Source organism: Herbiconiux liukaitaii, from assembly GCF_041927495.1.
Taxonomy (GTDB): domain Bacteria; phylum Actinomycetota; class Actinomycetes; order Actinomycetales; family Microbacteriaceae; genus Herbiconiux; species Herbiconiux liukaitaii.
In genome coordinates, this window is sequence record NZ_JBHFHG010000007.1 from 222092 (window position 1) to 243141 (window position 21050).

19 protein-coding genes are annotated in these 21050 nt (G+C 70.0%); 6 read left to right on the forward strand and 13 right to left on the reverse strand.

The window, feature by feature from the left end; genetic code table 11:
• Positions 1–9 precede the first annotated feature (9 nt).
• Both ACEXQC_RS15495 and ACEXQC_RS15500 read left to right on the forward strand, forming a co-directional pair.
• Positions 10–1746, forward strand: a complete 1737-nt coding sequence (locus tag ACEXQC_RS15495; protein ID WP_374824291.1) for an ABC transporter ATP-binding protein — start codon at positions 10–12, stop codon at positions 1744–1746.
• On the forward strand, positions 1743–3752 hold the full coding sequence (locus ACEXQC_RS15500; protein WP_374824294.1) for an ABC transporter ATP-binding protein: 2010 nt from the start codon (positions 1743–1745) through the stop codon (positions 3750–3752). The genes ACEXQC_RS15495 and ACEXQC_RS15500 overlap by 4 nt, the downstream gene beginning before the upstream one ends.
• A 167-nt stretch (positions 3753–3919) precedes the next feature.
• Here the strand turns inward: ACEXQC_RS15500 and ACEXQC_RS15505 are convergent, their stop codons facing one another.
• The 13 genes from ACEXQC_RS15505 to ACEXQC_RS15565 all read right to left on the reverse strand — a co-directional run bounded on the left by ACEXQC_RS15505 (position 3920) and on the right by ACEXQC_RS15565 (position 17118).
• On the reverse strand, positions 3920–5161 hold the full coding sequence (locus tag ACEXQC_RS15505; protein ID WP_374824297.1) for an HNH endonuclease: 1242 nt from the start codon (positions 5159–5161) through the stop codon (positions 3920–3922).
• A gap of 166 nt (positions 5162–5327) precedes the next feature.
• On the reverse strand, positions 5328–6344 hold the full coding sequence (locus ACEXQC_RS15510) for an NAD-dependent epimerase/dehydratase family protein (RefSeq protein ID WP_374824300.1): 1017 nt from the start codon (positions 6342–6344) through the stop codon (positions 5328–5330).
• A 98-nt stretch (positions 6345–6442) separates the two neighbouring features.
• Positions 6443–7564 (reverse strand): zinc-binding dehydrogenase, encoded by a 1122-nt coding sequence (locus tag ACEXQC_RS15515; protein ID WP_374824303.1) that lies wholly within the window; start codon positions 7562–7564, stop codon positions 6443–6445.
• The gene (locus ACEXQC_RS15520) at positions 7561–8388 is read right to left on the reverse strand and encodes an SDR family NAD(P)-dependent oxidoreductase (RefSeq protein ID WP_374824306.1); all 828 of its coding nucleotides are present in this window, start codon (positions 8386–8388) and stop codon (positions 7561–7563) included. Before ACEXQC_RS15520 ends, ACEXQC_RS15515 begins: the two co-directional genes overlap by 4 nt.
• Positions 8389–8409: 21 nt before the next feature.
• Complete coding sequence (locus tag ACEXQC_RS15525) at positions 8410–9792, reverse strand: FAD-binding oxidoreductase (protein WP_374824309.1); 1383 nt, start codon at positions 9790–9792, stop codon at positions 8410–8412.
• A 31-nt stretch (positions 9793–9823) separates the two neighbouring features.
• Positions 9824–11389 (reverse strand): FAD-binding oxidoreductase, encoded by a 1566-nt coding sequence (locus tag ACEXQC_RS15530; RefSeq protein WP_374824312.1) that lies wholly within the window; start codon positions 11387–11389, stop codon positions 9824–9826.
• Positions 11386–12141, reverse strand: a complete 756-nt coding sequence (locus ACEXQC_RS15535; RefSeq protein ID WP_374824315.1) for a carboxymuconolactone decarboxylase family protein — start codon at positions 12139–12141, stop codon at positions 11386–11388. The genes ACEXQC_RS15530 and ACEXQC_RS15535 overlap by 4 nt, the downstream gene beginning before the upstream one ends.
• On the reverse strand, positions 12138–13070 hold the full coding sequence (locus tag ACEXQC_RS15540) for an NAD(P)-dependent oxidoreductase (RefSeq protein ID WP_374824318.1): 933 nt from the start codon (positions 13068–13070) through the stop codon (positions 12138–12140). The genes ACEXQC_RS15535 and ACEXQC_RS15540 overlap by 4 nt, the downstream gene beginning before the upstream one ends.
• Positions 13067–13474: a carboxymuconolactone decarboxylase family protein gene (locus tag ACEXQC_RS15545; protein WP_374824321.1), complete on the reverse strand. Its 408-nt coding sequence runs from the start codon at positions 13472–13474 to the stop codon at positions 13067–13069. Before ACEXQC_RS15545 ends, ACEXQC_RS15540 begins: the two co-directional genes overlap by 4 nt.
• 4 nt (positions 13475–13478) lie before the next feature.
• Positions 13479–14396 carry an NAD(P)-dependent oxidoreductase gene (locus ACEXQC_RS15550; RefSeq protein WP_374824324.1) on the reverse strand — a complete coding sequence of 306 codons (918 nt, stop codon included), beginning with the start codon at positions 14394–14396 and terminating at the stop codon, positions 13479–13481.
• Between the two features lies 1 nt (position 14397).
• Positions 14398–15231: an N-acyl homoserine lactonase family protein gene (locus ACEXQC_RS15555; protein WP_374824327.1), complete on the reverse strand. Its 834-nt coding sequence runs from the start codon at positions 15229–15231 to the stop codon at positions 14398–14400.
• Positions 15228–16178 carry an NAD(P)H-binding protein gene (locus tag ACEXQC_RS15560; RefSeq protein ID WP_374824330.1) on the reverse strand — a complete coding sequence of 317 codons (951 nt, stop codon included), beginning with the start codon at positions 16176–16178 and terminating at the stop codon, positions 15228–15230. The genes ACEXQC_RS15555 and ACEXQC_RS15560 overlap by 4 nt, the downstream gene beginning before the upstream one ends.
• A 103-nt stretch (positions 16179–16281) precedes the next feature.
• Positions 16282–17118, reverse strand: a complete 837-nt coding sequence (locus ACEXQC_RS15565; protein WP_374824333.1) for an SDR family NAD(P)-dependent oxidoreductase — start codon at positions 17116–17118, stop codon at positions 16282–16284.
• 194 nt (positions 17119–17312) lie between these two features.
• On the opposite strand from ACEXQC_RS15565, the gene ACEXQC_RS15570 reads away from it, so the two are divergent.
• The 4 genes from ACEXQC_RS15570 to ACEXQC_RS15585 all read left to right on the forward strand — a co-directional run bounded on the left by ACEXQC_RS15570 (position 17313) and on the right by ACEXQC_RS15585 (position 21040).
• The gene (locus tag ACEXQC_RS15570; protein WP_374824336.1) at positions 17313–18032 is read left to right on the forward strand and encodes a GntR family transcriptional regulator; all 720 of its coding nucleotides are present in this window, start codon (positions 17313–17315) and stop codon (positions 18030–18032) included.
• A 130-nt stretch (positions 18033–18162) separates the two neighbouring features.
• Complete coding sequence (locus ACEXQC_RS15575) at positions 18163–19203, forward strand: ABC transporter substrate-binding protein (RefSeq protein WP_374824339.1); 1041 nt, start codon at positions 18163–18165, stop codon at positions 19201–19203.
• 83 nt (positions 19204–19286) lie between these two features.
• A complete protein-coding gene (locus ACEXQC_RS15580) occupies positions 19287–20150 on the forward strand; it encodes an ABC transporter permease (RefSeq protein ID WP_374824342.1) in 864 nt (287 codons plus the stop codon).
• The gene (locus ACEXQC_RS15585) at positions 20150–21040 is read left to right on the forward strand and encodes an ABC transporter permease (RefSeq protein WP_374824345.1); all 891 of its coding nucleotides are present in this window, start codon (positions 20150–20152) and stop codon (positions 21038–21040) included. The genes ACEXQC_RS15580 and ACEXQC_RS15585 overlap by 1 nt, the downstream gene beginning before the upstream one ends.
• The last annotated feature ends 10 nt before the right edge of the window (positions 21041–21050 follow it).

The window sequence follows — 21050 nt, forward strand, 5'->3', positions numbered from 1 at the left end:
CTGGAGGGTGTGACCCTCCTCCGACTGCTCGGGCGCTACCTCCGCCCGCACTGGCGCCCGATCGTGCTGGTGGTGCTGTTCCAGCTCATCCAGTCGGTGGCGTCGCTCTACCTGCCCACCCTCAACGCCGACATCATCGACGAGGGCGTGGCCAAGGGCGACACCGCGTTCGTGCTGTCGACGGGCCTCTGGATGCTCGGCATCACGCTCGTGCAGGTCGCGGCAGCCATCACGGCGGTGTACTTCGGCGCGAAGGTCGCCATGGCGCTCGGGCGCGATCTGCGGGGTGCCATCTTCCACCGCGTGAGCGGGTTCAGTGAGCGCGAGGTCTCGAAGTTCGGGGCGCCCTCGCTCATCACGCGCTCCACCAACGACGTGCAGCAGGTGCAGATGCTCGCGCTCATGACCTTCACGCTGCTCGTCTCGGCCCCCATCCTCGCCGTGGGCGGAGTGGTGCTGGCGCTGCAGCAGGATCTGGAGCTGTCGTGGATCATCGCAGTGAGCGTTCCCGTGCTGCTCGTGGCGCTCAGCCTCATCATCGTGCGCATGGTGCCGCAGTTCCGGCGCATGCAGAAGCGGATCGACACCGTCAACCGGGTGCTCCGGGAGCAGCTCACGGGCATCCGCGTGGTGCGGGCGTTCGTGCGCGAGGGGGTGGAGACGGAGCGCTTCGCCGAGGCCAACCGCGAGGTCACCGACTCGGCGCTCAGGGCCGGGCGGCTGATGGCGCTCATGTTCCCCACCGTCATGCTCATCCTGAACGTCTCGAGCGTGGCCGTGATCTGGTTCGGGGCGTTCAGGATCGACTCGGGCTCGATGCAGGTCGGCACGCTCATCGCGTTCCTGAGCTACCTCGTGCAGATCCTCATGGCCGTGATGATGGCGACCTTCATGGCCATGATGATCCCGCGCGCCTCGGTGTGCGCCGATCGCATCACCGAGGTGCTCGAGACGGAGACCTCGGTGACCCTGCCCGCGAAGCCGGTGCACGAGCTCGCGGAGCACGGCACGGTCGAGCTGCGCGGCGCCTCGTTCTCGTACCCCGGCGCCGAGCAGCCGGTGCTGCGTGACCTCGACATCGCGGTCTCGCCCGGGCAGACCCTGGCGATCATCGGATCGACGGGGGCCGGCAAGACCACGCTCGTGAACCTGCTCCCCCGCCTCTTCGACGCCACCGAGGGGGCCGTGCTCGTCGACGGGGTCGATGTGCGCTCGCTCGATCCGGATCTGCTGTGGAGTCGCATCGGGCTGGTGCCGCAGAAGCCCTATCTCTTCTCGGGCACGGTGGCCTCGAACCTCCGCTACGGCAAGCCCGACGCCACCGAGGCGGAGCTGTGGCACGCGCTCGAGGTGGCGCAGGCCGCCGAGTTCGTGAGGGCCATGGAGGGGCAGCTGGAGGCTCCCATCGCCCAGGGCGGCACGACCGTCTCGGGCGGTCAGCGGCAGCGGCTCGCCATCGCCAGGGCGCTCGTGAAGCGGCCCGAGATCTACGTGTTCGACGACTCGTTCTCTGCGCTTGACCTCACGACGGATGCGCGGCTCCGCGCCGCCCTGCGTGCGGACGTGAAGGGGGCGACCATGATCATCGTCGCGCAGCGGGTGTCGACGATCCTCGACGCCGATGTGATCATCGTGCTGGAGGACGGGGCGATCGTGGGGCGTGGCACCCATGAGGAGCTCCTCGAGAGCTCGGAGACGTACGCCGAGATCGTGGCGTCGCAGCTCACGGCGGAGGAGGCGGTATGAGCGGGCCTCGGAGTGGTGCACCGGCGGCTGCCCCCGGCCCTCGTCGTGGCGGCCCGGGCGGTGGTCCGTTCGGCGGTGCCCAGCTGCCGGCCGAGAAGTCGATGACCTTCGGGCCATCCGCTCTGCGTCTCGTGCGCCGGTTGGCCCCCCACCGCATCCCGGTGCTCGTGGTGGTGCTGCTCGGTGCCATCAGTGTGGGGTTCACCGTGATCGGGCCGTGGCTGCTCGGCATGGGCACGAACCTCATCTTCGCGGGGGCCATCGGCCAGACCCTGCCCGCGGGCTCCACCAAAGCGGAGGTCATCGCGGGGCTCCGGGCCAGTGGTCAGGACTCGCAGGCCGACCTCATCAGCGGCATCGACCTCGTGCCGGGTCAGCACATCGACTTCACGGCGCTCGGGATGGTGCTCGGCACGGTGCTCGTGCTCTACGTGCTGGCCTCGGTGTTCTCGTGGGTGCAGGGGCGGCTGCTCAACACGGTCGTGCAGCGCACGACGTTCGCGTTGCGCGAGGAGGTGGAGTCGAAGATCAACCGGCTGCCGCTGTCGTACTTCGACACGATGCCGCGGGGTGAGCTGCTCAGTCGGGTCACGAACGACATGGACAACGTGGCGCAGAGCCTGCAGCAGACCCTCTCGCAGCTGCTGACCTCGTTGCTGACGGTCGTGGGCATCCTCGTGATGATGTTCATCACGTCGCCGCTGCTCGCGGTGATCTCGCTCGTCACGATCCCGCTCACGGTGCTCATCACGGCGGTGATCGCCAAGCGGTCGCAGAAGCTCTTCGTGGCGCAGTGGAAGACCACGGGCGAGCTCAACGCGCAGGTGGAGGAGAACTTCACCGGGCACGCGCTCGTGAAGGTGTTCGGTCGGCAGCGCGAGACCGAAGCCTCCTTCACGGCGAAGAACGAGGAGCTGTACACCGCGAGCTTCGGGGCGCAGTTCGTGTCGGGCATCATCATGCCGGCGATGATGTTCGTGGGGAACCTGATCTACGTGGTCATCGCCGTGGTGGGCGGGCTGCAGGTGGCGACGGGGGCGCTCAGCATCGGGGCCGTGCAGGCGTTCATCCAGTACTCGCGGCAGTTCACGCAGCCGCTCACCCAGCTGGGGTCGATGGTGAACCTGCTGCAGTCGGGGGTGGCGTCGGCCGAGCGGGTGTTCGAGCTGCTCGATGCGCCCGAGCAGACTCCGGATCCGGTGCCCGCCCAGACGCCGCCCGTGGATGGGCCCGGTCGGCTGCGCTTCGAGAACGTCTCGTTCCGCTACACGCCGGATCGGCCGCTCATCGACGATCTGTCGCTCGTGGCGGAGCCGGGGCAGACGGTGGCGATCGTGGGGCCCACGGGGGCCGGCAAGTCGACTCTCGTGAACCTCATCATGCGGTTCTACGAGCTCGATGGTGGGCGGATCACGCTCGACGGGGTCGACATCGCGCAGATGACGAGGGAGGATCTGCGGTCGCGCACCGGCATGGTGCTGCAGGACACGTGGCTGTTCGGGGGCACGATCCGCGACAACATCGCGTACGGGCGGCCCTCTGCCACGGAGGCGGAGATCCTCGCGGCGGCCAAGGCCACCTACGTCGACCGTTTCGTGCACTCGCTGCCCGAGGGCTACGACACCGTGCTCGACGACGAGGCGTCGAACGTCTCGGCCGGTGAGAAGCAGCTGCTCACGATCGCGCGGGCGTTCCTGGCCGAGCCGAGTGTGCTCATCCTCGACGAGGCCACGTCGTCGGTCGACACCCGCACCGAGCAGCTCGTGCAGAAGGCCATGTCGGCGCTCCGGGCCGAGCGCACGAGCTTCGTGATCGCGCACCGCCTCTCGACCATCCGCGATGCCGACCTCATTCTGGTGATGGAGTCGGGCAGCATCGTGGAGCAGGGCACCCACGCCTCCCTGCTCGAAGCGGGCGGCGCCTACGCCACCCTCTACGCCTCCCAGTTCGCCGACGCAGGCGCCGCCCCCGACCCCGACCCCGCCACCGCAGCCGCCCCCGCCTGACCGGCCGAGGGCCCGGTGGGCGTTGGCGCGCGGCGAGCCGGGTGTCGCCGGAACACGGCGCGCGGCGGCGCGGCGGCGCAGAGTGGAAGGCAGCGCGCCGTCGAGCGCGGATTACGCGCCCGGGGGTCGGGTGCCTGGGGGGGGACGGAGTGCTCGGGCGGGAAGTGCTAGAACGGGGGCGGGTCTGCCGCTGAGCGGTGGGGCAAGTTGGCGGCGTGGCGGAACTGCGTGGCGGGCCGGGTGGGTGGGGTGGTGCGGTAGGTGGCTCCGAGGGGGGAGCGCCATTCGAGGTCTCGGGAGCCTGGTGAGGAGCCGGGTGGGCGGGTGACTTTCCAGCCGCCGTTGTGCTTGAGGTGGTGGTGGCTGGTGCAGAGGTGGGCGAGGTTGGAGGCGGTGGAGCGGCCTCCGAGGGCCCAATCCTCGGTGTGGTCGAGTTCGCAGCGGGCTGCTCGGCGGCCGCAGCCGGGGAAGCGGCAGTGCTCGTCGGCCACGATGAGCGCTTCGCGGAGTGCCGCGGGGATGCGGTAGCGGCCGGCGACCTCGATGGTGTCGCCGGTGCCCGGGTGCACGAGCACCTTGAGGAACGTGGGTGCCTTCGCGGCCAGGCGTCGCGCGAGCTCGGGGTCGATGGGGCCGTAGCCGTGCAACTTTGCCTCCCCACCCTCCGGGCCCTCGCATCCAGCCAGCGTGGCGGCGGGGACCGTGACGATGACCGTGGGGGTGAAGCCCAGGGCGCCGTCGGTGCGATTCAGGATGGTGTTGGCGAGGATGTCTGAGCGGAGTTGCGCCTGCGTGCGGGGCTCGGTGTCGGAGCGGGCTGCTCGGGCGGCCTGGTCGAGGACGTCGTGGATCGCGAGGGCATCGACCGCCGGGAGGTGGTGGTGGAGGGTGGCCATGCCGTCTCGCTCTGGGTCGAGCCATACTGCCCGATCAGCGTGCGCGGCCTTGGCGCGCTGAGTGATGGAGTCGGGGTGGTGGGTTTCGCGGAGGCGACGGGCCGCGTCGTCGAAGCGGGCCGCGTTGCACTCCTTCGCCCACGGCAGGATCGCCTGCTCGAACGAGCCTCGTGACTCCACTGGGAGCGAGGTAGCGTGGGTGACCATCGAGCGGGCGTGAGCGTACGAGATCTTCCCGGTGCCGAGCTCGGCGAGCGTGGCGGGCAAGTCGTTCACGAGCGTTTCTGCGTCGGCGATCAGGCGGACGATTGTGCCCTCCGAACGGCGTGCGGCCGTGGCCACCTCGGACTTCACCAGGCGACGAGCCCACTCACGGCCATCCGGAGTCAACGACCCCGCCAGGATCTCCGCCCTCGCCTCACACGCCTCCACCGCCTGCGCCAGCGCCTTGGCCTGGCGGGCTTGCAGTGCGGCGATCATCCGATCCGCCCGCGTGAACCTGACGACCGCCATCCGGAACTTCTCGTCACACCGCTCGACGGCGTCGCTACCCGTAATGGGTGTCTCGGAGAAGGTCGGCTTCATGAGCTTTATTCAATCAGCAGCCACCGACACTGAGACCCAGCCATCCGATCCGATGGCAAGCGCGCAGCGCGCGGCAGCCCAGTCGACCCCAGACTCAGCCGCCGAGGGATGGGGATCCGGGGAGGCCGCGGTTCACTGCGAAGGCGTCGGCTATGGCGCGGAGGGCTTCTGTCGAGGAGATCGTGGGCTCCCAGCCCAGCTCGCGGCGCGCGCGATCCGTGGACATCACGGGCACCGACGTGGCGATGTCGATCCACCCCGGGTCGGAGGCCTGCAGCCGCAGCCGCCAGCTGAGCGCCACGATCGCCCGCAGCACGCCCCGCCGGAACGGCACCGTGCACGGCACGCCGAGCGCCGCCGCGATCTCCGACGGACCGAGCACCGGCTCCGCCGCGATGTTGAAGGCCCCGCCGGCCCGCCGCGAGATCGCGAGCCAGAACGCCTCCGCCACATCGTCCGAATGCACGGCCTGCGAGATGAGCGACGTGGGCAGCGGCAGCACCGGCAGGTGGCGGATGAGCCCGAGCAGCTGCACCGGGATGTGCCGCCCGGCGAAGAGGTGCGCGATCTCGCGCGCCGCATCCGGTTGGAACACGAGCCCTGGCCGCAGCCGCGTGAGCACCGTCTCGGGGTTCTCCTCCTCGAACACGTCCATGGCCCGCTCGTTGATGGCCTTGTGCCGCGAGTAGTGCGAGGTCTGCAACCCGCCGGTCGGCCAGTCCTCCGACACCCGCGAGTGCTTGGGCCCGAAGCTGTACGCCCCCACCGACGACGCCACGAGCACATGCGGCACCCCCACAGCGGCCGCCGCATCGAGCACGGCGCGCGTGCCGCCCACGTTGGTGCGCGCCATCACGGGCTCGCGATGGTTCGGCTGCAGGGCCCACCCGAGGTGCACCACCGCATCCGCACCGTGCAGAGCCACCCGCAGCCGCGCGGGGGCCGAGGGCGACCCGATGTCGATCGTGTGCCAGGTGGCCGACGCGTACGGCTCGGCATGCCCCGGCCGCCGTCGCGAGACGCCCACGAGCTCCGTGTCGGGCTCCCGCGCCGCCCGGCGCAGCAGAGCCGTGCCCAGGTTGCCGGATGCTCCGATGATCACGATGCGCATGCTGCTCCTCGTCCGAGGACGCGAGCCGTCCCACTCCCGAGTGTGCCCCGCATCACGCGCATCCGCCCGCGCCGGGGGTCACTGAGCAGCATCCAGTATCAGTGATCGAACACGATCACACCGCACACGTCGTCGTAGCTCTCCGACCGGTCGCGCGCCAGGTCGAGCTCGTCGATCGCATACCGACGGGTGAGGATCGGCTCCGCATCGAGCAGCCCCCGTTCGAGCAGGCCCGCGTAGCGCTGCAGGTCGCTCCTCATGTGCACCTGCCCGTTCTGCGAGCTCAGGATGCGCCGACTCTGCAGCGCGGTCTCGACCTGGGGCAGCGGCAGTGTGGCGCCCCCGATCTCGAACCCCGTGAGCACCGTGCGGCCGGCTCGACGCGCCGCCTGCACCGCGAAGCTCTGCGACACGGCGGGGCCGGCGGCCTCGAGCACCACATCCGCCCCGCGCCCACCCGTGAGCGCGCGCACCTCGGCGAGCGCCGACGCCGCACCCTCCTCATCCGAACCAGGATCCACGAGGTGGTCGGCCCCCAGCAAGCCCGCGAGTGCACGCCGCCCGGCATGCGGTTCGACCACCACCACCGTTCCGGCTCCCGCGAGCCGCGCGGCCTGCACCATCCAGAGCCCGAGGTGCCCGGCCCCCACGATGGCCACCGACTCCCCCGGCTGCACCTGGGCGACGTTGAACACCGATCCGACCCCCGTGGAGATGCCGCACCCGAGCATCGAGAGCACGTCCGACGGCAGCGAGGACTCGATCGGGAACACCTGGTTGCCCGAGATCGACATGTACTCCGCGTAGCCGCCCACGCACCCCGCGCACGAGATGCGCGCACCGTCGTCGCCCGCCGCGATGTCGGGGTAGATGCCCCCGAGGTCGAAGAGCTCCCCGCACTGCCACGGCTCCCCGATGGAGCAGTAGTAGCACACGCCGCACTCGGGCGTTCCGGGCACCACCACACGCTGACCCACCCGCACGCCCGTGACGGCCGACCCCACCTCCATGACCTCCCCGATCGAGGCGTGGCCGAGGATGGTGGGTGGGATCTTGTAGAGCTTGCCCTTCCAGTTCTTCACATCGGTCGAGCAGAACGGGCTCGCATGCGTCTTGACCACCACCCGGTGGGGGCCGAGCGGCAGCAGATCGACCTCCTCGATCGAGAACGGCTCCTTGATGGCCCGGAGCACTCCGGCGCGACCGCGCCAGGTGCTCATGCGGACGCCCCAGAAGACGCATCCACCGGGTACTTCTCGAACGCCGCCCTGATGGTGGCCTGCCGCCCCTCCACGATGTGCCACCAGTCGGGGTGGGTCAGCGCATACAGATCGTTGTTGCGGATCGACCTGGTCACGATGCGCCCGGCGTCGATCGGGTCGATCCACCGCAGATCCGCCGCCACCCCCTCGGAGATGTCGACGTCGGCGAGCACCCCCGCGAGACCCTCGGGCCGGTTGCGCAGGCTGTTCTTGATGTTGGTGCGCACGGTGCCGGGAGCCAGCAGGGTCACGTGCACGTCGGATCCGTCCTCCTCGAGCTCGAGGGCGAGCGACTCGGTGAGCGCGGCCACGCCGTACTTGGTGACCGAGTAGGCGCCTCCGCCGGCCATGGGCGAGAACGAGGCCATTGATCCGGTGTTCACGATGTGGCCGCCCTCCTGGTTCGCCTGCAGCAGCGGCAGGAAGGTCGTGACCCCATGGATGACGCCCCACAGGTTCACGTCGATCAGCCACTTCCAGTCCGCGAGCGAGAGCTCGGCGATGCGCGCGAGCGGCCCGACGCCGGCGTTGTTCACGAGGATGCCGACGGATCCGAAGCGCTCCACCACCGCGGAGGCGAGCGCCTCCACGCTCTCCGGGTCGGTGACGTCGACGCGGATGCCGGTGGCCCCGATCTCGGCGGCGGTCGCGTCGAGCGCATCCTGCTGCACGTCGGCGATCACCACCTGCGCGCCCTCCGCGATGAGCTGCTCGGCGATGCCGCGGCCGATGCCGGAGGCTCCGCCCGTGACGACGGCCACGCGCCCTGTGATGCTGGTCATGTTCGCTCCTCGAGGGGTGGGTCAGTTGCCGTAGCCGAAGGTGCCGGCCGGGTCGTAGCGGTGCCGCACCTCGGCGAGGCGGGCAGCGATGTCGGCGGGCCACAGCCGCGCGAAGACCTCGGGGCTCGGATGCCCGGCCCAGTTGTAGTTGATCTCGTCGTGCGAGTAGTCGGCGACGGAGTCGAACAGCGCCGGCCCGGCCACGGGCAGCTGCTCGTCGTTGAGGCCGGGGATGACCGCGGCGATCACGAGCAGCGAGAACTTTGCCCCCCGACCGCCGATCGCGTTGGGCGACCGGGGCTCGCGGGCGATGGCGCCGCCGAGGAACCGGGTCTCCACGGTCGCGAACGGCGACTCCACCGAGCCGCCGGCGTGCGCGAGGATGCTCTCGACGTACCCCTGATCGATCTCGTCGAGGAACTCGCCGCGCTCCCAGATGGGCAGCGGTCCGAAGGGCTCCGCGTGGATCGAGCCGCACTCGGAGGTCGGCATCACGTCGACACCGTCGAGGTACACGGGCGCCGCTTCGCGCATCGGCGCGAGCAGGGCCGCTCCCCGCTCCGCGAGCTGCCCGGCATCCGCCCCCTCCTCCACGTAGGCGAAGCGCACGTGCGCGAGGGTGCGGCCGGCGAGCGGCTCCGGCACCCCCACGGGAGGCAGGCGCAGGATGGCGATCGAGGTGTTCGCCGACTCGGGGAGCGTGGCCGTCCAGTCGAGCCAGGCCCGGTGCACGGTGTCGATGTCCTCCTGGGCGAAGAAGAGCCCTCCGCCGTAGATCCAGGGCAGCGCGAGGGCCTCGAGCGTGAGCTCGGTCACCACGCCGAGGCCCACCTTGCCGCCCTTGAGCGCCCAGAAGAGGTCGGGCTCGCTCGACGCACTGGCGACGACCACCGACCCGTCGCCGATCACCACGCGGAACGAGACGGCCCGGTCGGCGGCCCAGCCCAGCGTGCGGCTGAGCGGCCCCACTCCCCCGCCCAGCACGAGGCCGACGGCGCCCACGCTCGGCGACGATCCGGTGACCGCCGCGAGCCCGTGCTCGCCGAGCCTCGGCAGGATGTCCATCCACCTGCCGCCCGCCCCGATGGTGAAGGTGAGCGCCTCGGTGTCGATCTCGATGGAGTCGAGGCGATGGGTGCGGATGAGCACACCGCCCTCCACCCCCCGGTAGGAGCCGTGACCGGTGGCCTGCACGATCACCTCGAGACCGTGCTCGGCCGCGAATCGCACCGCGGTCTGCACGTCGGCCTCGTCCACGGCCCCCACCACGAGGTCGGGGCGCATGGGCGAGAGGGAGTTGAAGCCGTCGATCTCGGCCTGGTAGCCGTCGTCGCCGCGCTCGTGGAGCGGTCCGCTGAGTGCGGACCGGAAGGATGCGAGGTCGGTCTCGGAGAGGGTGGGCATCGTTGCTCCTCGGGTGTGGGTGGCGAAGGGGTCAGCTGGTGCGGCGGCCCGAGGGCCAGATGCCGTGCCTGCCGGGCGAGAGGATGCCCTTCGGGTCGACGGCGTCTTTGATGCGCTCCACGAAGCGCCGGTAGGCGTGGTCTCCGAAGGAGTACTCGGCCGAGGCCTCCTCCATGAAGTCGAGGTGCGCCCGGTACTCGCCGTAACCGAGCTCGCCCACCTCGCGGATCATCGTCTTCACGGTCGCGTAGGCGGTGCGGGTCTCCTCGTCGTCGGCCGTGTTGAAGCCGAAGCCGCTCACCACGAGCGCGCTACGCTCGCTCGACACGCAGATGCCCACGAGGAAGCTGTTGCCGGTGTCACGGGTCACGATGTGCTCGAGCGTGTCGACTACCTTCCGCATCTCGGAGCCGACGAGCGGCACGGCCGGCGAGAAGCCCACGTGCCCGAAGTCCGGCGGCAGCGACTCGAGCATGTCGAGGGTGGGGATGCCGGCCTGCACCTTGTCGACGAAGTGCTCGATCTGGTCCCACTCGTCGCGCAGGTAGGTGCGGTGGTGGTCCACCCTCGAGCCCTCGATGGCCGACCACGCCTCGGTGATCTTCTGCACGTGGCGGGCCACCACCACCTCGTCGCCCCACACGGCGCAGCGCATGCCCCAGCGCCCCACGCCCGAGACGTCGGCGAGCTCGTCGAGCTGCTCCGGCCCGAGCGTGCCACCCGCCTGCATCTGACCGAGCAGGTCGGGGAAATGGGATGCGAGGGTGAGGGTGTTCTGCATCACGGGCACACCGCGGATGACGCCGTCGAGCCGCAGCTCGCGCAGGATGTCGATGGCCTGCTCGAGCTGGTGGTCGCGCGGCACGGTGAGGAAGACGGGTGCGTAGGCCTCCGGCTTGCGCATGAGCCAGTAGCCCATCTTCGTGACGATGCCGAAGTTCGACTGCACGAAGAGCGGATCGAGGCTCGGGCCGAGACCCCGTTTGTAGGCGTGCCACGCCTTGGAGTTGGGGATGCCGCCCATGCCGGTGCGCAGCAGCGAGCCGTCGGCGAGCACGACCTCCATGCCCGTGGGGGCCTGGAAGTCCACACCGAGCGGCAGGTACGTCATGCCGCTGTCGAGCGAGTTTCCCACCACGGAGCCCCAACCGAGGTCGGGCACCGAGACGAGCAGGTCGTCGTGGCCGGCCTCGGCGATGGCCGCGTGCAGGTCCATCCAGCTCACACCGGGCTCCACCACCGCGTAGGCGAGCTGGGCGTTGATCTCGAGCACCCGGTTCATGCGGCGCAGGCTCACGAGCACCGATCCGGCCACGCGCGGCGAGGGGCCGCCGTAGCCGTTGTTGCGGCCCTGCGACGAGACCCAGAGCGGCACTCCGAGCTCGTCGGCGATGCGCACGACGGCCTGCACCTGCTCGGTGCTCGACGGGTAGAGCACGGCGGAGGAGTCGTAGGTGCGGTCGCCCCGGACCCAGTACGGATCGGAGTACTCGTCGCGGCCGGCCCGGTCGGTCACGACCGCCTCGTCGCCCAGCACCTCGCGGAACCGCGCGACCGCGTCGTCGCCGAGCACGTAGGGCGTGGTGTCGGGGGTCACGAGAGCTTCCTCGCTTCCTCGATCAGCACAGGGGCCGCCTCGAACACGCCGTGCATGCCGAGGGTCGCCGCGATCTCCATGACCTCCACGATCTCGCCCGCCGTGGCGCCGTAGCGCACCGCGTTCTCGATGTGCAGGCGCAGGCCCGAGGTGTAGAGGTGCGTCGCCGCCGTGTCGAAGGCGATGTACATGAACTCCTTCACCTTGGGTTCGAGCGTTCCGCTCACCCACGGCACCGAGGAGAATTCGGTGTAGGCGTCGAAGAACTCGGGTGCGAGCTCGAGGATCTCGTTCCAGAAGCTGTGCCAGTAGCCGCGCTTCTCGGTGAACTCGGCCTTGAGCCGCTCCTGGTGGTCGTCGAGCTCGGCGGCCTCGGTGCGCAGGCCCTCCTGCTCGAGCACGTCGACGAGGATGGGCACCCCGATGTTCATCGAGTGGATGCCGAGGGTGGCGCAGCACTCGAGCACCTCCATGACCTCGGCGGGCGAGGCACCGGCCTGCAGGGCGCGACGGATGTGGCCGCGCACGGGAGGCAGGTAGAGGTGCGTGGAGTTGGCCACCACGGCCAGGCGCACGAAGTGCTGCACCTTCTCCTCGAGGGCGCCCACCTTGGCGGGCACACCGGCGAGCCGGGAGTAGGCGGCCAGGAACTCGGGGTCGAGGTCGAGCACGGCCTGGGTGCCGGCATCCCACTCGCCGTGGGAGGCCTCGTACTCGCGGCGGATGTCGGCCTTGCGGGTGTCGTCTGTCATGCCCCGCTCCCTTCGTTCTCGCGCTCGTTCTCGCGCTCGCGCAGCCAGCGCGCCACCTCGGTGTGGTCGGCGGCGGGTCCGAGGTCGCCGCTCGCCGCGCTCCAGTGCGCGACGGCCTGGTCACTCAGCGTATGGGGCACCCCGAGACTCTCGGCGAGGCCGGTGGCGATCCGCATGTCCTTGAGCATGAGGCTCAGCCCGAAGCCGGAGTCGTAGGTCTCGCCCACGATGAAGTTGGGCCACTTGAGCTGTGTCGATCCGCTGCGCCCGCTCGAGGTGTTGATGGCGTCGAGCATCACGGTGGGATCGAGCCCGAACCCGATGCCCGTGAGCATCGCCTCGCTCGTCACCCAGAGGTGCGCGGCCGACATGAGGTTGTTGATGGCCTTGAGGGCGTGGCCTGCACCGATCGGGCCCACGAGGGTGGGCTTGCCGAGCACCTGCAGCACGTCGAGCACGCGAGCGAGATCCTCCTCGGCACCGCCGACCATGATGGTGAGGCTGCCGGCGAGGGCGCCCTTGACGCCGCCGGAGACCGGGGCGTCGATGAGCCGGGATCCTGCAGCATCCACGACCTCGGCGAGCGCGCGGGTGCGCAGCGGCTCCGAGGAGCTCATGTCGACGAACAGGGTGCCGGCGCGCGCACCGGCGAGCACGCCGCCCGCTTCCGCGGCCCCCGCACCGGTCAGCACAGCCTCCACGATGTCGGAGTTCGGCAGCATGAGGATGACGACGTCGGAGCGCGAGACCACCTCGGCCGCGGTGTCGGCGGTCGAGCCCCCCGCTGCCTCGAGCCGCTCGCGTGCGGCGGGAGCGAGGTCGAAGCCCACCACGGGGTAGCCGGCTGCTACGAGCCGCTCCGACATCGGGCCGCCCATGTTGCCCAGACCGACGAAGCCGATCGTGGGGCGTTCGGAACCACCGCTCACAGCTCGCCCGCCGCCTTCATCTCGGTGAGCTTCGCCTCGGCCACGCGGAACGACTCGAGCGCCGCGGGCACTCCCACGTAGATGGCGGTCTGCAGCAGGGTGGCCTGGATCTCCTCGATCGTCACGCCGTTGCGGATGGCTCCGCGCACGTGCACCCCGAGCTCGTGCGAGCGGTTGAGCGCCGTGAGCATCACGATGTTGAGCAGGCTCCTGGTGCGTCGGTCGATGCCGTCGCCCGTCCATACCGCTCCCCAGCAGTACTCGGTCACGAGCTCCTGGATGGGGCGGGAGAACTCCGTCACCGCGCCCAGCGAGCGATCCACGTGGTCGGTGCCGAGCACCTCGCGGCGCACGTTCAGACCGGCCTCGTAGGTCTGCCGTCGAGTCTGATCCTGATCGGTCATGGCTTCAGTCCTTCGTGTCGGTGGCTTGTGGGTCGGGCTCGTGCAGCCGCACGCCCCCCGAGACGTCTCCGATGGCATCGACGACGGTGTTGCTGATCTCGTTGCCGTAGCCGAGCGCTCCCGCGAGCCCGAAGCTCGCGAGCGGGCCGGCGGAGTTGAGCGAGGCCACACCCAGCTCGTGCAGATGATCGACGTAGAGCACCACGTCCTTCATCATGAGCGCGTTGGTGAGGCCGCCCTTGAGGTAGTCGCCCGTGATGATCTTGGGGAACCGGTTGAGCGTGGCGAAGTTCACACCCGAGCTCGCGTTGAGCACCTCGAGCACGGTGGCGAGGTCGAGCCCCGCCTTCTTGGCCGCCACCATGACCTCGGCGGTGGCCGCGAGGCTGATGGCGTTGAGGAAGTTGTTGAGCAGCTTCGTGCTGTGGCCCGCACCGGATCCCCCCATGAGGAACACGTTGGTGGCGAAGTGGGCGAGCACCGGACGCACCCGGTCGAGCGCGGCCTCGTCGCCGCCCACCATGAGGGTGAGCGCGCCCTTCTCGGCGGCCGCGGCACCGCCCGAGATCCCGGCGTCGAGGTAGGAGACACCGCGGGTGGCGAGCTGCTCGCTGATGCGCTTCGTCGAGGCGGGGGCCGCCGTGCTGAGGTCGACCACCACGGCGCCGTCGCGGAGGGCCGGGATGAACGAGGGGTTCTCGAGCACGACCTTCTCCACCACCTTGCTGTCGGGCAGCGAGAGGAACACCACGTCGCTCGCGGCGGCCACCTCGGCGGCCGACCCGAGGGGAGCCGCTCCCGCTGCCTCCACGGCGGCGCGCTGCATGTCGAAGCCGCGCACCTCCACCCCGCCGTCCACGATGCGGCGCGTCATGCGGCCGCCCATGTTGCCGAGGCCGATGAAACCGATGCTGTCGGCCATGTCAGGCGTCCTTCCTGGTGGTTCCGATGCGGGTGCCGATGGTGGCTGCGATGCCCGCGAGCGGGCCCTCGCGCACCATCGTGAAGCGAGTGAGGGTGTCGGGGTCGTGCCCGCTCACGAGGTGCTGTACCCCGCCGTCGAGGAGTTCCCGGATGCGGTCGAAGCCCGCGTACATGGCCGGCAGGTCGGCCACGTAGGCGAACGGCATGTCCTCCTCGAACTCCTCGTAGTAGTGCAGGGCGTCTGAGGCGAGCAGCACCTCGCCCTCGCTCGTGGCGATCCTCGCGATGGCCTGGCCGGGGGTGTGGCCGCCGACCTCGATCACCTCGATGCCGGGTGCGACCTCGATCGAGCCCTCGAAGGCCGTCACGCGCCCCTCCTCGAGGGCGGTGCGCAGCGCGTCGAGCTCCTCCGGTTCGGTCGACCACGCGAACTGCGCCCGGTCGGCCATCGCCGACAGCCAGAAGTCGAGCTCGGACTGCGCGATCACGATCCTCGCGTTCGGGAAGGCCGCGAGATTGCCGATGTGGTCGTAGTGCGCGTGCGTGACCACGAGGGTCTGCTCGGCGGCCATGTCCACACCGAGAGCGGCGTAGACATCCGGGATCTCGGCCACGAAGGTGCGGTTGCGGTTCGCACCGCCCTGCACCGAGAAGCCGGTGTCGAAGAGCACGGTGCGGTTCTCGTTGCGGGCGATCCACACGAAGTAGTCCATGCCGATCGGCGCGTCGGGCTGCCCGTGCACGTGGTAGTTGAGGAACACCTCGGCACGATGACCCTGGCGGGTGCCGTACTGCACGATCGTGAACTCGTACTGCTCGCTGCCCGTGGTCACGCGCTGGTCTCCGCCGACACGCGAGCGGGCGCGGGCGCGGGCGGCCACGTGCTGCGGCGCTCGAGCATGAGGTCGCGCAGGCTGCGCGGCGGCCGGCCCGTGAAGCGCTCGACCACGTCGGTCGTGCGCGCCAGGTGACCTGCGCGGATCATCCGGCCGAACGTCACCATGCCGTCACTGCCCCACGGCACCGGGGAGTTCGAGAAGTCGCCCGTCGCATCGCGGGGCACGCCGAGCGCATCCCACATCGCGTACATCTCGTCGTCGGTGAGATCGATGATCTCGATCTCGGCCCCGCTCAGCTCGGCGATCATCTCGCCGACCTGCCGGTACGTGAGCAGCTCGGGGCCCGTCACGTCGTAGCCCGTGTCGGGCTCCCCCTCGCCCTTCAGCAGGGCGGCGGCCACGGCGGCCACGTCGGCGCGTGCCACGAAGGCCACCAGGCCGTCGGCCGCGTTGCCGATGCTCCGCCCCGAGGTGATGGCGATGGCCGCCTGGTTCTCGGCCATCGCATCCGCGTACTGGTTGTTGCGCAGGAAGTTCCAGGTGAGACCGCTGCCCTGGATGAGGGCTTCGGTGAACTTGTGGTCGGCCACCTCGACGGAGTTGACCTCGGGCCGCTCGGTGCCGATGAAGGAGGTGTAGACGATGTGCTGCATACCCGCCTCCACCGCCGCCTCCACGGCGTTCCGGTGCTGGGCCTGCCTGCTCTGCCCCGCCTCCATGGCCGAGACCATGAAGAGCCGCGTTCCGCCCTGGAACGCCTCGATGAGCGACTGCTTGTCGGTGTAGTCGGCCTTGTGCGCCGAGACGCCGCGGCGCCTCCAGCTCTCGAGTGTGCTGTCGTCTCGGCTGGTGACGATGATCTCGCCCGGTCCGAGCTCGGCCAGCAGCTGCTCGGCCACGGCTCCCGAGACGTAGCCGCCAACTCCGGTCACGATGTGCATGCGGTTTCCCCTTCGAAACTGCTCGTCCGCGTCGTCGCGGCTCCTGGGTCCATGGTTGCCCACGGATTGTATGATGTCAATATTGTATGACAATCACGTGGGTCTAGTCGGCGTGGAACGCGGCGATCAGATCGGCGTCGATGGGTGTCGGATCCCAGAGCCCGGCTCCCCCGCCCCAGCGGTTGGTGTTCTGCACGCTCGCGCCGCCGTCGACCGACAGCACCGCTCCCGTCACGTAGGAGGCGTCGTCGCTCAGGAGGAACGCCACGGCCGCGGCGACCTCGTCGGGCTCTCCCGCGCGACGGAGGGGCGAGGTGCTCGCGCGCTTCTTCATGTCCTGGATGCCCGCTTCGCCGAAGATCGGGGTGGGCACGATGCCGGGCGCCACGCCGTTGATGCGCACCCCGATCGGGCCCGCGTAGACGGCGGCGCCGTGCACGAGGCCGATCACGCCGTGCTTCGAGGTCGTGTAGGCCAGCAGGTCGGCGGCACCCCTCAGGCTCGCGATCGACGCCGTCACCACGATCGAGCCCGTGGTGCCCGTCTTCACGAAGTGCCGCAGAGCCGCGCGGGTGCCGAGGAACGGCCCTCTGAGGTTCACGGCCATCACCGCGTCCCACTCGTCGACGGTCGCCTCGGTGAGCTGCAGGCGCGGCCTGCCGGCGATGCCGGCGTTCAGGTGGTGCAGGTCGGCGGATCCGAAGGTCTGCAGGGCGGCCTCGAGGTAGGCGTCGACGCCGGCCTCGGTGGAGACGTCGGCCCCCACGCCGATGGCCTCGCCGTCGAGCGCATCGGCGGCCGCCTTGGCACGGTCCCCGTCGAGGTCCACGATCACGAGACGGGCACCAGCCGCCGACAGCCGGTCGACCACGGCGGATCCGATTCCGCCCACGCCCCCCGTCACGATCGCGACCTTGCCCTCGAGTCCTGCGTACGTCATCGTGCCGCCCTTCGCTGCCCGGAATCCCTCCGGTCGTCCATGGCCGCCCGATGCATCGTCGCGTCGGATCTGCCCCCATGGATTGTCTGACAGTAATATAGTGCCGAGCGCTTCGCACGCGCCGCAAGTCCCCTCCCGGCCAGCGCAACAGGTCACTGTATGATCGGCACACCGTCACGCAGTAAGGATCAACCATGAGCGCTCCCAACACTCTCTCCGCGGCCTGGTCGAGCGCGCACGTGGAACGCGTGGCAGCCCCCCTCCGCGAGCAGGTCATCACCGCACTCCGGTCGGCCATCCTCGACTTCACGCTGCGCCCCGGCCAGCGGCTGGTGGAGCGCGAGCTGATCGAGCAGCTGGGCGTCTCCCGCACCACCATCCGCGAGGCGCTCCGCGAGCTCACGAGCGAGGGCCTCGTCACCGTGGTGCCGCAGCGCGGGGCGATCGTGAGCGCTCCCTCCCTCGCCGAGGCCGAGGATCTCTACGAGATCCGTGCCGTGCTCGAGGCGATCCTCGTGGAGCGGTTCGTGGAGCGCGCCACCGACGAGCAGATGACCCGGCTGGTCGACGCGGTCGAGCACTTCGCCACCGCCACAGCGGGCAGCAACGAGATCCGCGTGGTGCTCGATGCCAAGGACGTGCTCTACGTCGTGCTCATCGAGGGGGCCGCGAGCCCGGCACTCAAGAACATCATCGAGGGCATCCAGGCCCGCGTGCGCATCCTGCGCGCCACCTCCATGGGCGAGCCGGGGCGCGCCGAGCTGGCCGCGGCCGAGCTCAAGGCCATGGCCGACGCCGCGGTGCGGCGAGACGGCGCGCTGGCCGCGCAGCTGTGCGCCACGCACGTGCGCAACGCCTCGAAGACCGCGCTCAAGAGCCTGCGGATTGCCGAGAACGGGCCCGACGCCGGCTGAGCCCAGCCACACCCCGGAGGCGAACCTCCCGTGTAGCTGGGCATGGGGTCATGGCCCTTGACCATTCGGACTGCCCGTAATATTGTCCGACAAAAGCCATGATCATTCTCAATGGAGAGGACCCATCATCATGCCTGCCCGCACACAGCACAGCACAGCCATCCGCCGCACTCTCGCCGGCGTCGCCGCCCTCGGACTCGCCGCCTCACTGGCCGCCTGCTCGTCAGGAGACTCCGCACCGGAGGGCGGCGGTGAGGCCGCCGAGGAGATCACCCCCGGCGATCCGTTCGCACCCGAGACCGCCGACGTCTCGCTCACCGGCATCAAGGGGCCGGGCACCGTGCCGCTCCAGGTGGCCGCCGACTCCACCGGCAGCGAGTTCGGCCTCGCCATCGAGCCGTACTTCGTCGACAACAGCGGCGTGGCCGTGACCTCGGTCATCTCGGGCGACGCCGCCGCCGCGAACACGAGCTACTTCGGCGTGATCGACGCCATCCAGCAGGGCCTCGACCTCGTGGTGATCGCCGAGGGCTGGGCCTCCACGCCGCAGACCGGATCGCTCGAGGCGCTCGAATCCTCCGGCATCACGGGCCTCGCCGATCTCGAGGGCAAGACCGTGAACGTCATCTCGCTCTCGTCGAGCCACGCCATCAAGCTGCGCGACACCATGCTCAAGGATGGGCTCGACCCCGACGCCGTCGACTGGGTCGAACTGCCGTACGGCGAGGTCGCCGCCGCCCTCGAGCAGGGCACCATCGACGCCTCGAGCGCCGTGGGCCCCACCCTGGCCGCCGTGCGCGGTCTCGGCAGCGTCACGGTGTTCGACTACGGATCGGGCGACTACGAGGGCATGGCCGAATCGGGCTGGGTCGCCTCCCGCGAGTTCGCCGAGGCCAACCCCAACACGATCGCCGCCATCCAGTGCTCGCTCTTCACCGCCCAGGGTGCGCTCGCGGAGGACCGCGCCTACTTCGAGGAGCAGTTCTCGGCCTTCCTCGGCGCTCCTCCCGCGGTCGCCGCCGCCGAGGTGATGCTCGAGTACCAGACCGAGAACCGTCTCGACGAGATCCAGCGCAACGCCGAGGTCTACTTCGAGAGCGGGCGCCTCACCGAGGAGTTCGACCTCACCGAGTACGTGCTGCCCGCTCCCGAGAGCTGCGACGCGGCGTGACGCACGGGGTGCTCCCGCCTTCGGGTGGGAGCACCCGCACACCCGCCCGACCGGCCGCATCCGACCGTCTGGAGACCACCGCCTTGGCGATCGCCACTCCCACTCCGCCCACCCCCTCCCCCACGCGGGATCCCGCGGCGGGCACCCCCGCCCGCCCGAAGAGCACCGCGCGCCGCAACGCCGTGCTGCGCGGCCTCGGAGGAGCCCTCGGCCTCATCCTCCTGCTCGAGTTCGTGTCGCGCTCGGGGCTCGTCAACACGAACTTCCTGCCGCCGTTCTCGAGCGTGCTGGTGAAGGCCGTCACGCTCTGGGGCGACGAGGTCTTCCGCGCCGACGTGCTCTCGACCCTGCTCACCTACGTCTACGGCATGCTCATCGCCTGCGCCATCGCCATCCCGCTCGGCGTGGTGCTCGGCATGTTCCGCCCCGCCTACCGTGGGGCGAGGGCCATCGTCGAGCTCATGCGTCCGATCCCGCCCGTGGCACTCGTGCCGCTCGTGCTGCTCGTGCTGGGCGCCGGCCTCGAGATGAAGCTCGTGATCGTGGTGTTCGCCGCGATCTGGCCGATCATGTTCAACACGCTCTACGGCGTGCACGACGTCGATCCGTACGCCAAGGAGATGGCCCGCAGCTTCGGTGTGAGCCGGTTCGGCGTGATCCGACGTGTGGTCATCCCCTCGGCGGCCCCGTTCGTGATGACCGGCATCCGGATCGCCTCGTCGATCGCGCTGATCGTGGTCATCACGGTGGAGCTCATCGCGGGCGGCGCCCAGGGCATCGGCGCCTTCATCTCGCGCGAACGCGCGTTCAGCGACGCCGAGAGCTACCTCGCCGTGCTCGCCGCGACCGTGACGGCCGGGCTGCTCGGCCTCGTGATCAACCTCGGCATCGGCTGGCTGGAGCGCCGCTTCTTCGGCTGGGACTCGACCGCGAGAGGGGGTGCGTGATGACCGTCGCGCCCGAGAAGAAGAACGGTGCCGGTGCCCGGACCGGAGGGCCGGGGCGTCCGTCATCCCGTGCCGGCCGTGATCGTGATCGCGGCCCTGGCCGTGGTCGTGGTGTGCTCGTCGGCCTCGCCTACTTCTTCGTGCCGCTCGTGGTGCTCGTGGTGCTCTGGCAGATCGCCACCACCGTGGCGCCCTCCCCGTTCTTCCCGCCTCCCGTCGAGATCGGCGAGAACCTCGTGACACTGCTCGTGGGCGGCGACGCGTTCTTCACGGCGGTCTTCTACGAGGACTTGCTCGCCACCGTGGGGCGCATGCTCGCGGGCTTCGCGATCGGAGCCGCCTGGGGCATCGTGATCGGCACCGCCATGGGGCTCAGCCAGGCCTCGCGCGAGACCGTGACGCCCATCGTGGAGTTCCTGCGCTCCATCCCGGCCACCGCCACGCTGCCGCTCTTCATCATCCTGCTCGGCGGCGGTGACGACATGCGCATCGTCTTCATCGCCTACGGCGTCTCGTGGTTCGTGCTCATCAACACCGCCTCGGGTGTGGGATCGATCCACCGCACCATGCTCGACCTCGGAAAGGTGTTCAAGATCTCGCCCGCCCGCCGCCTCTTCAGCATCGTGCTGCCGGCCGCGAGCCCCAAGATCTTCGCGGGGCTGCGCATCGCCAGCACGGCGGCGCTGCTGCTGGCCATCGTGTCGGAGTTCATCCTCGCCTCGAACGGCATCGGCTTCCAGCTGATCCAGGCGCAGGGGCGGTTCCAGCTGCTCAACATGTGGTCGTGGATGCTCGCGCTCGCGCTCCTCGGCCTGCTCATCAACGTCCTGCTCGACGCCGTGGAGAACCGCGTGCTCTCGTGGCACTCGCTCTCCCGCCAGAAGATCTGAAAGACGGTGC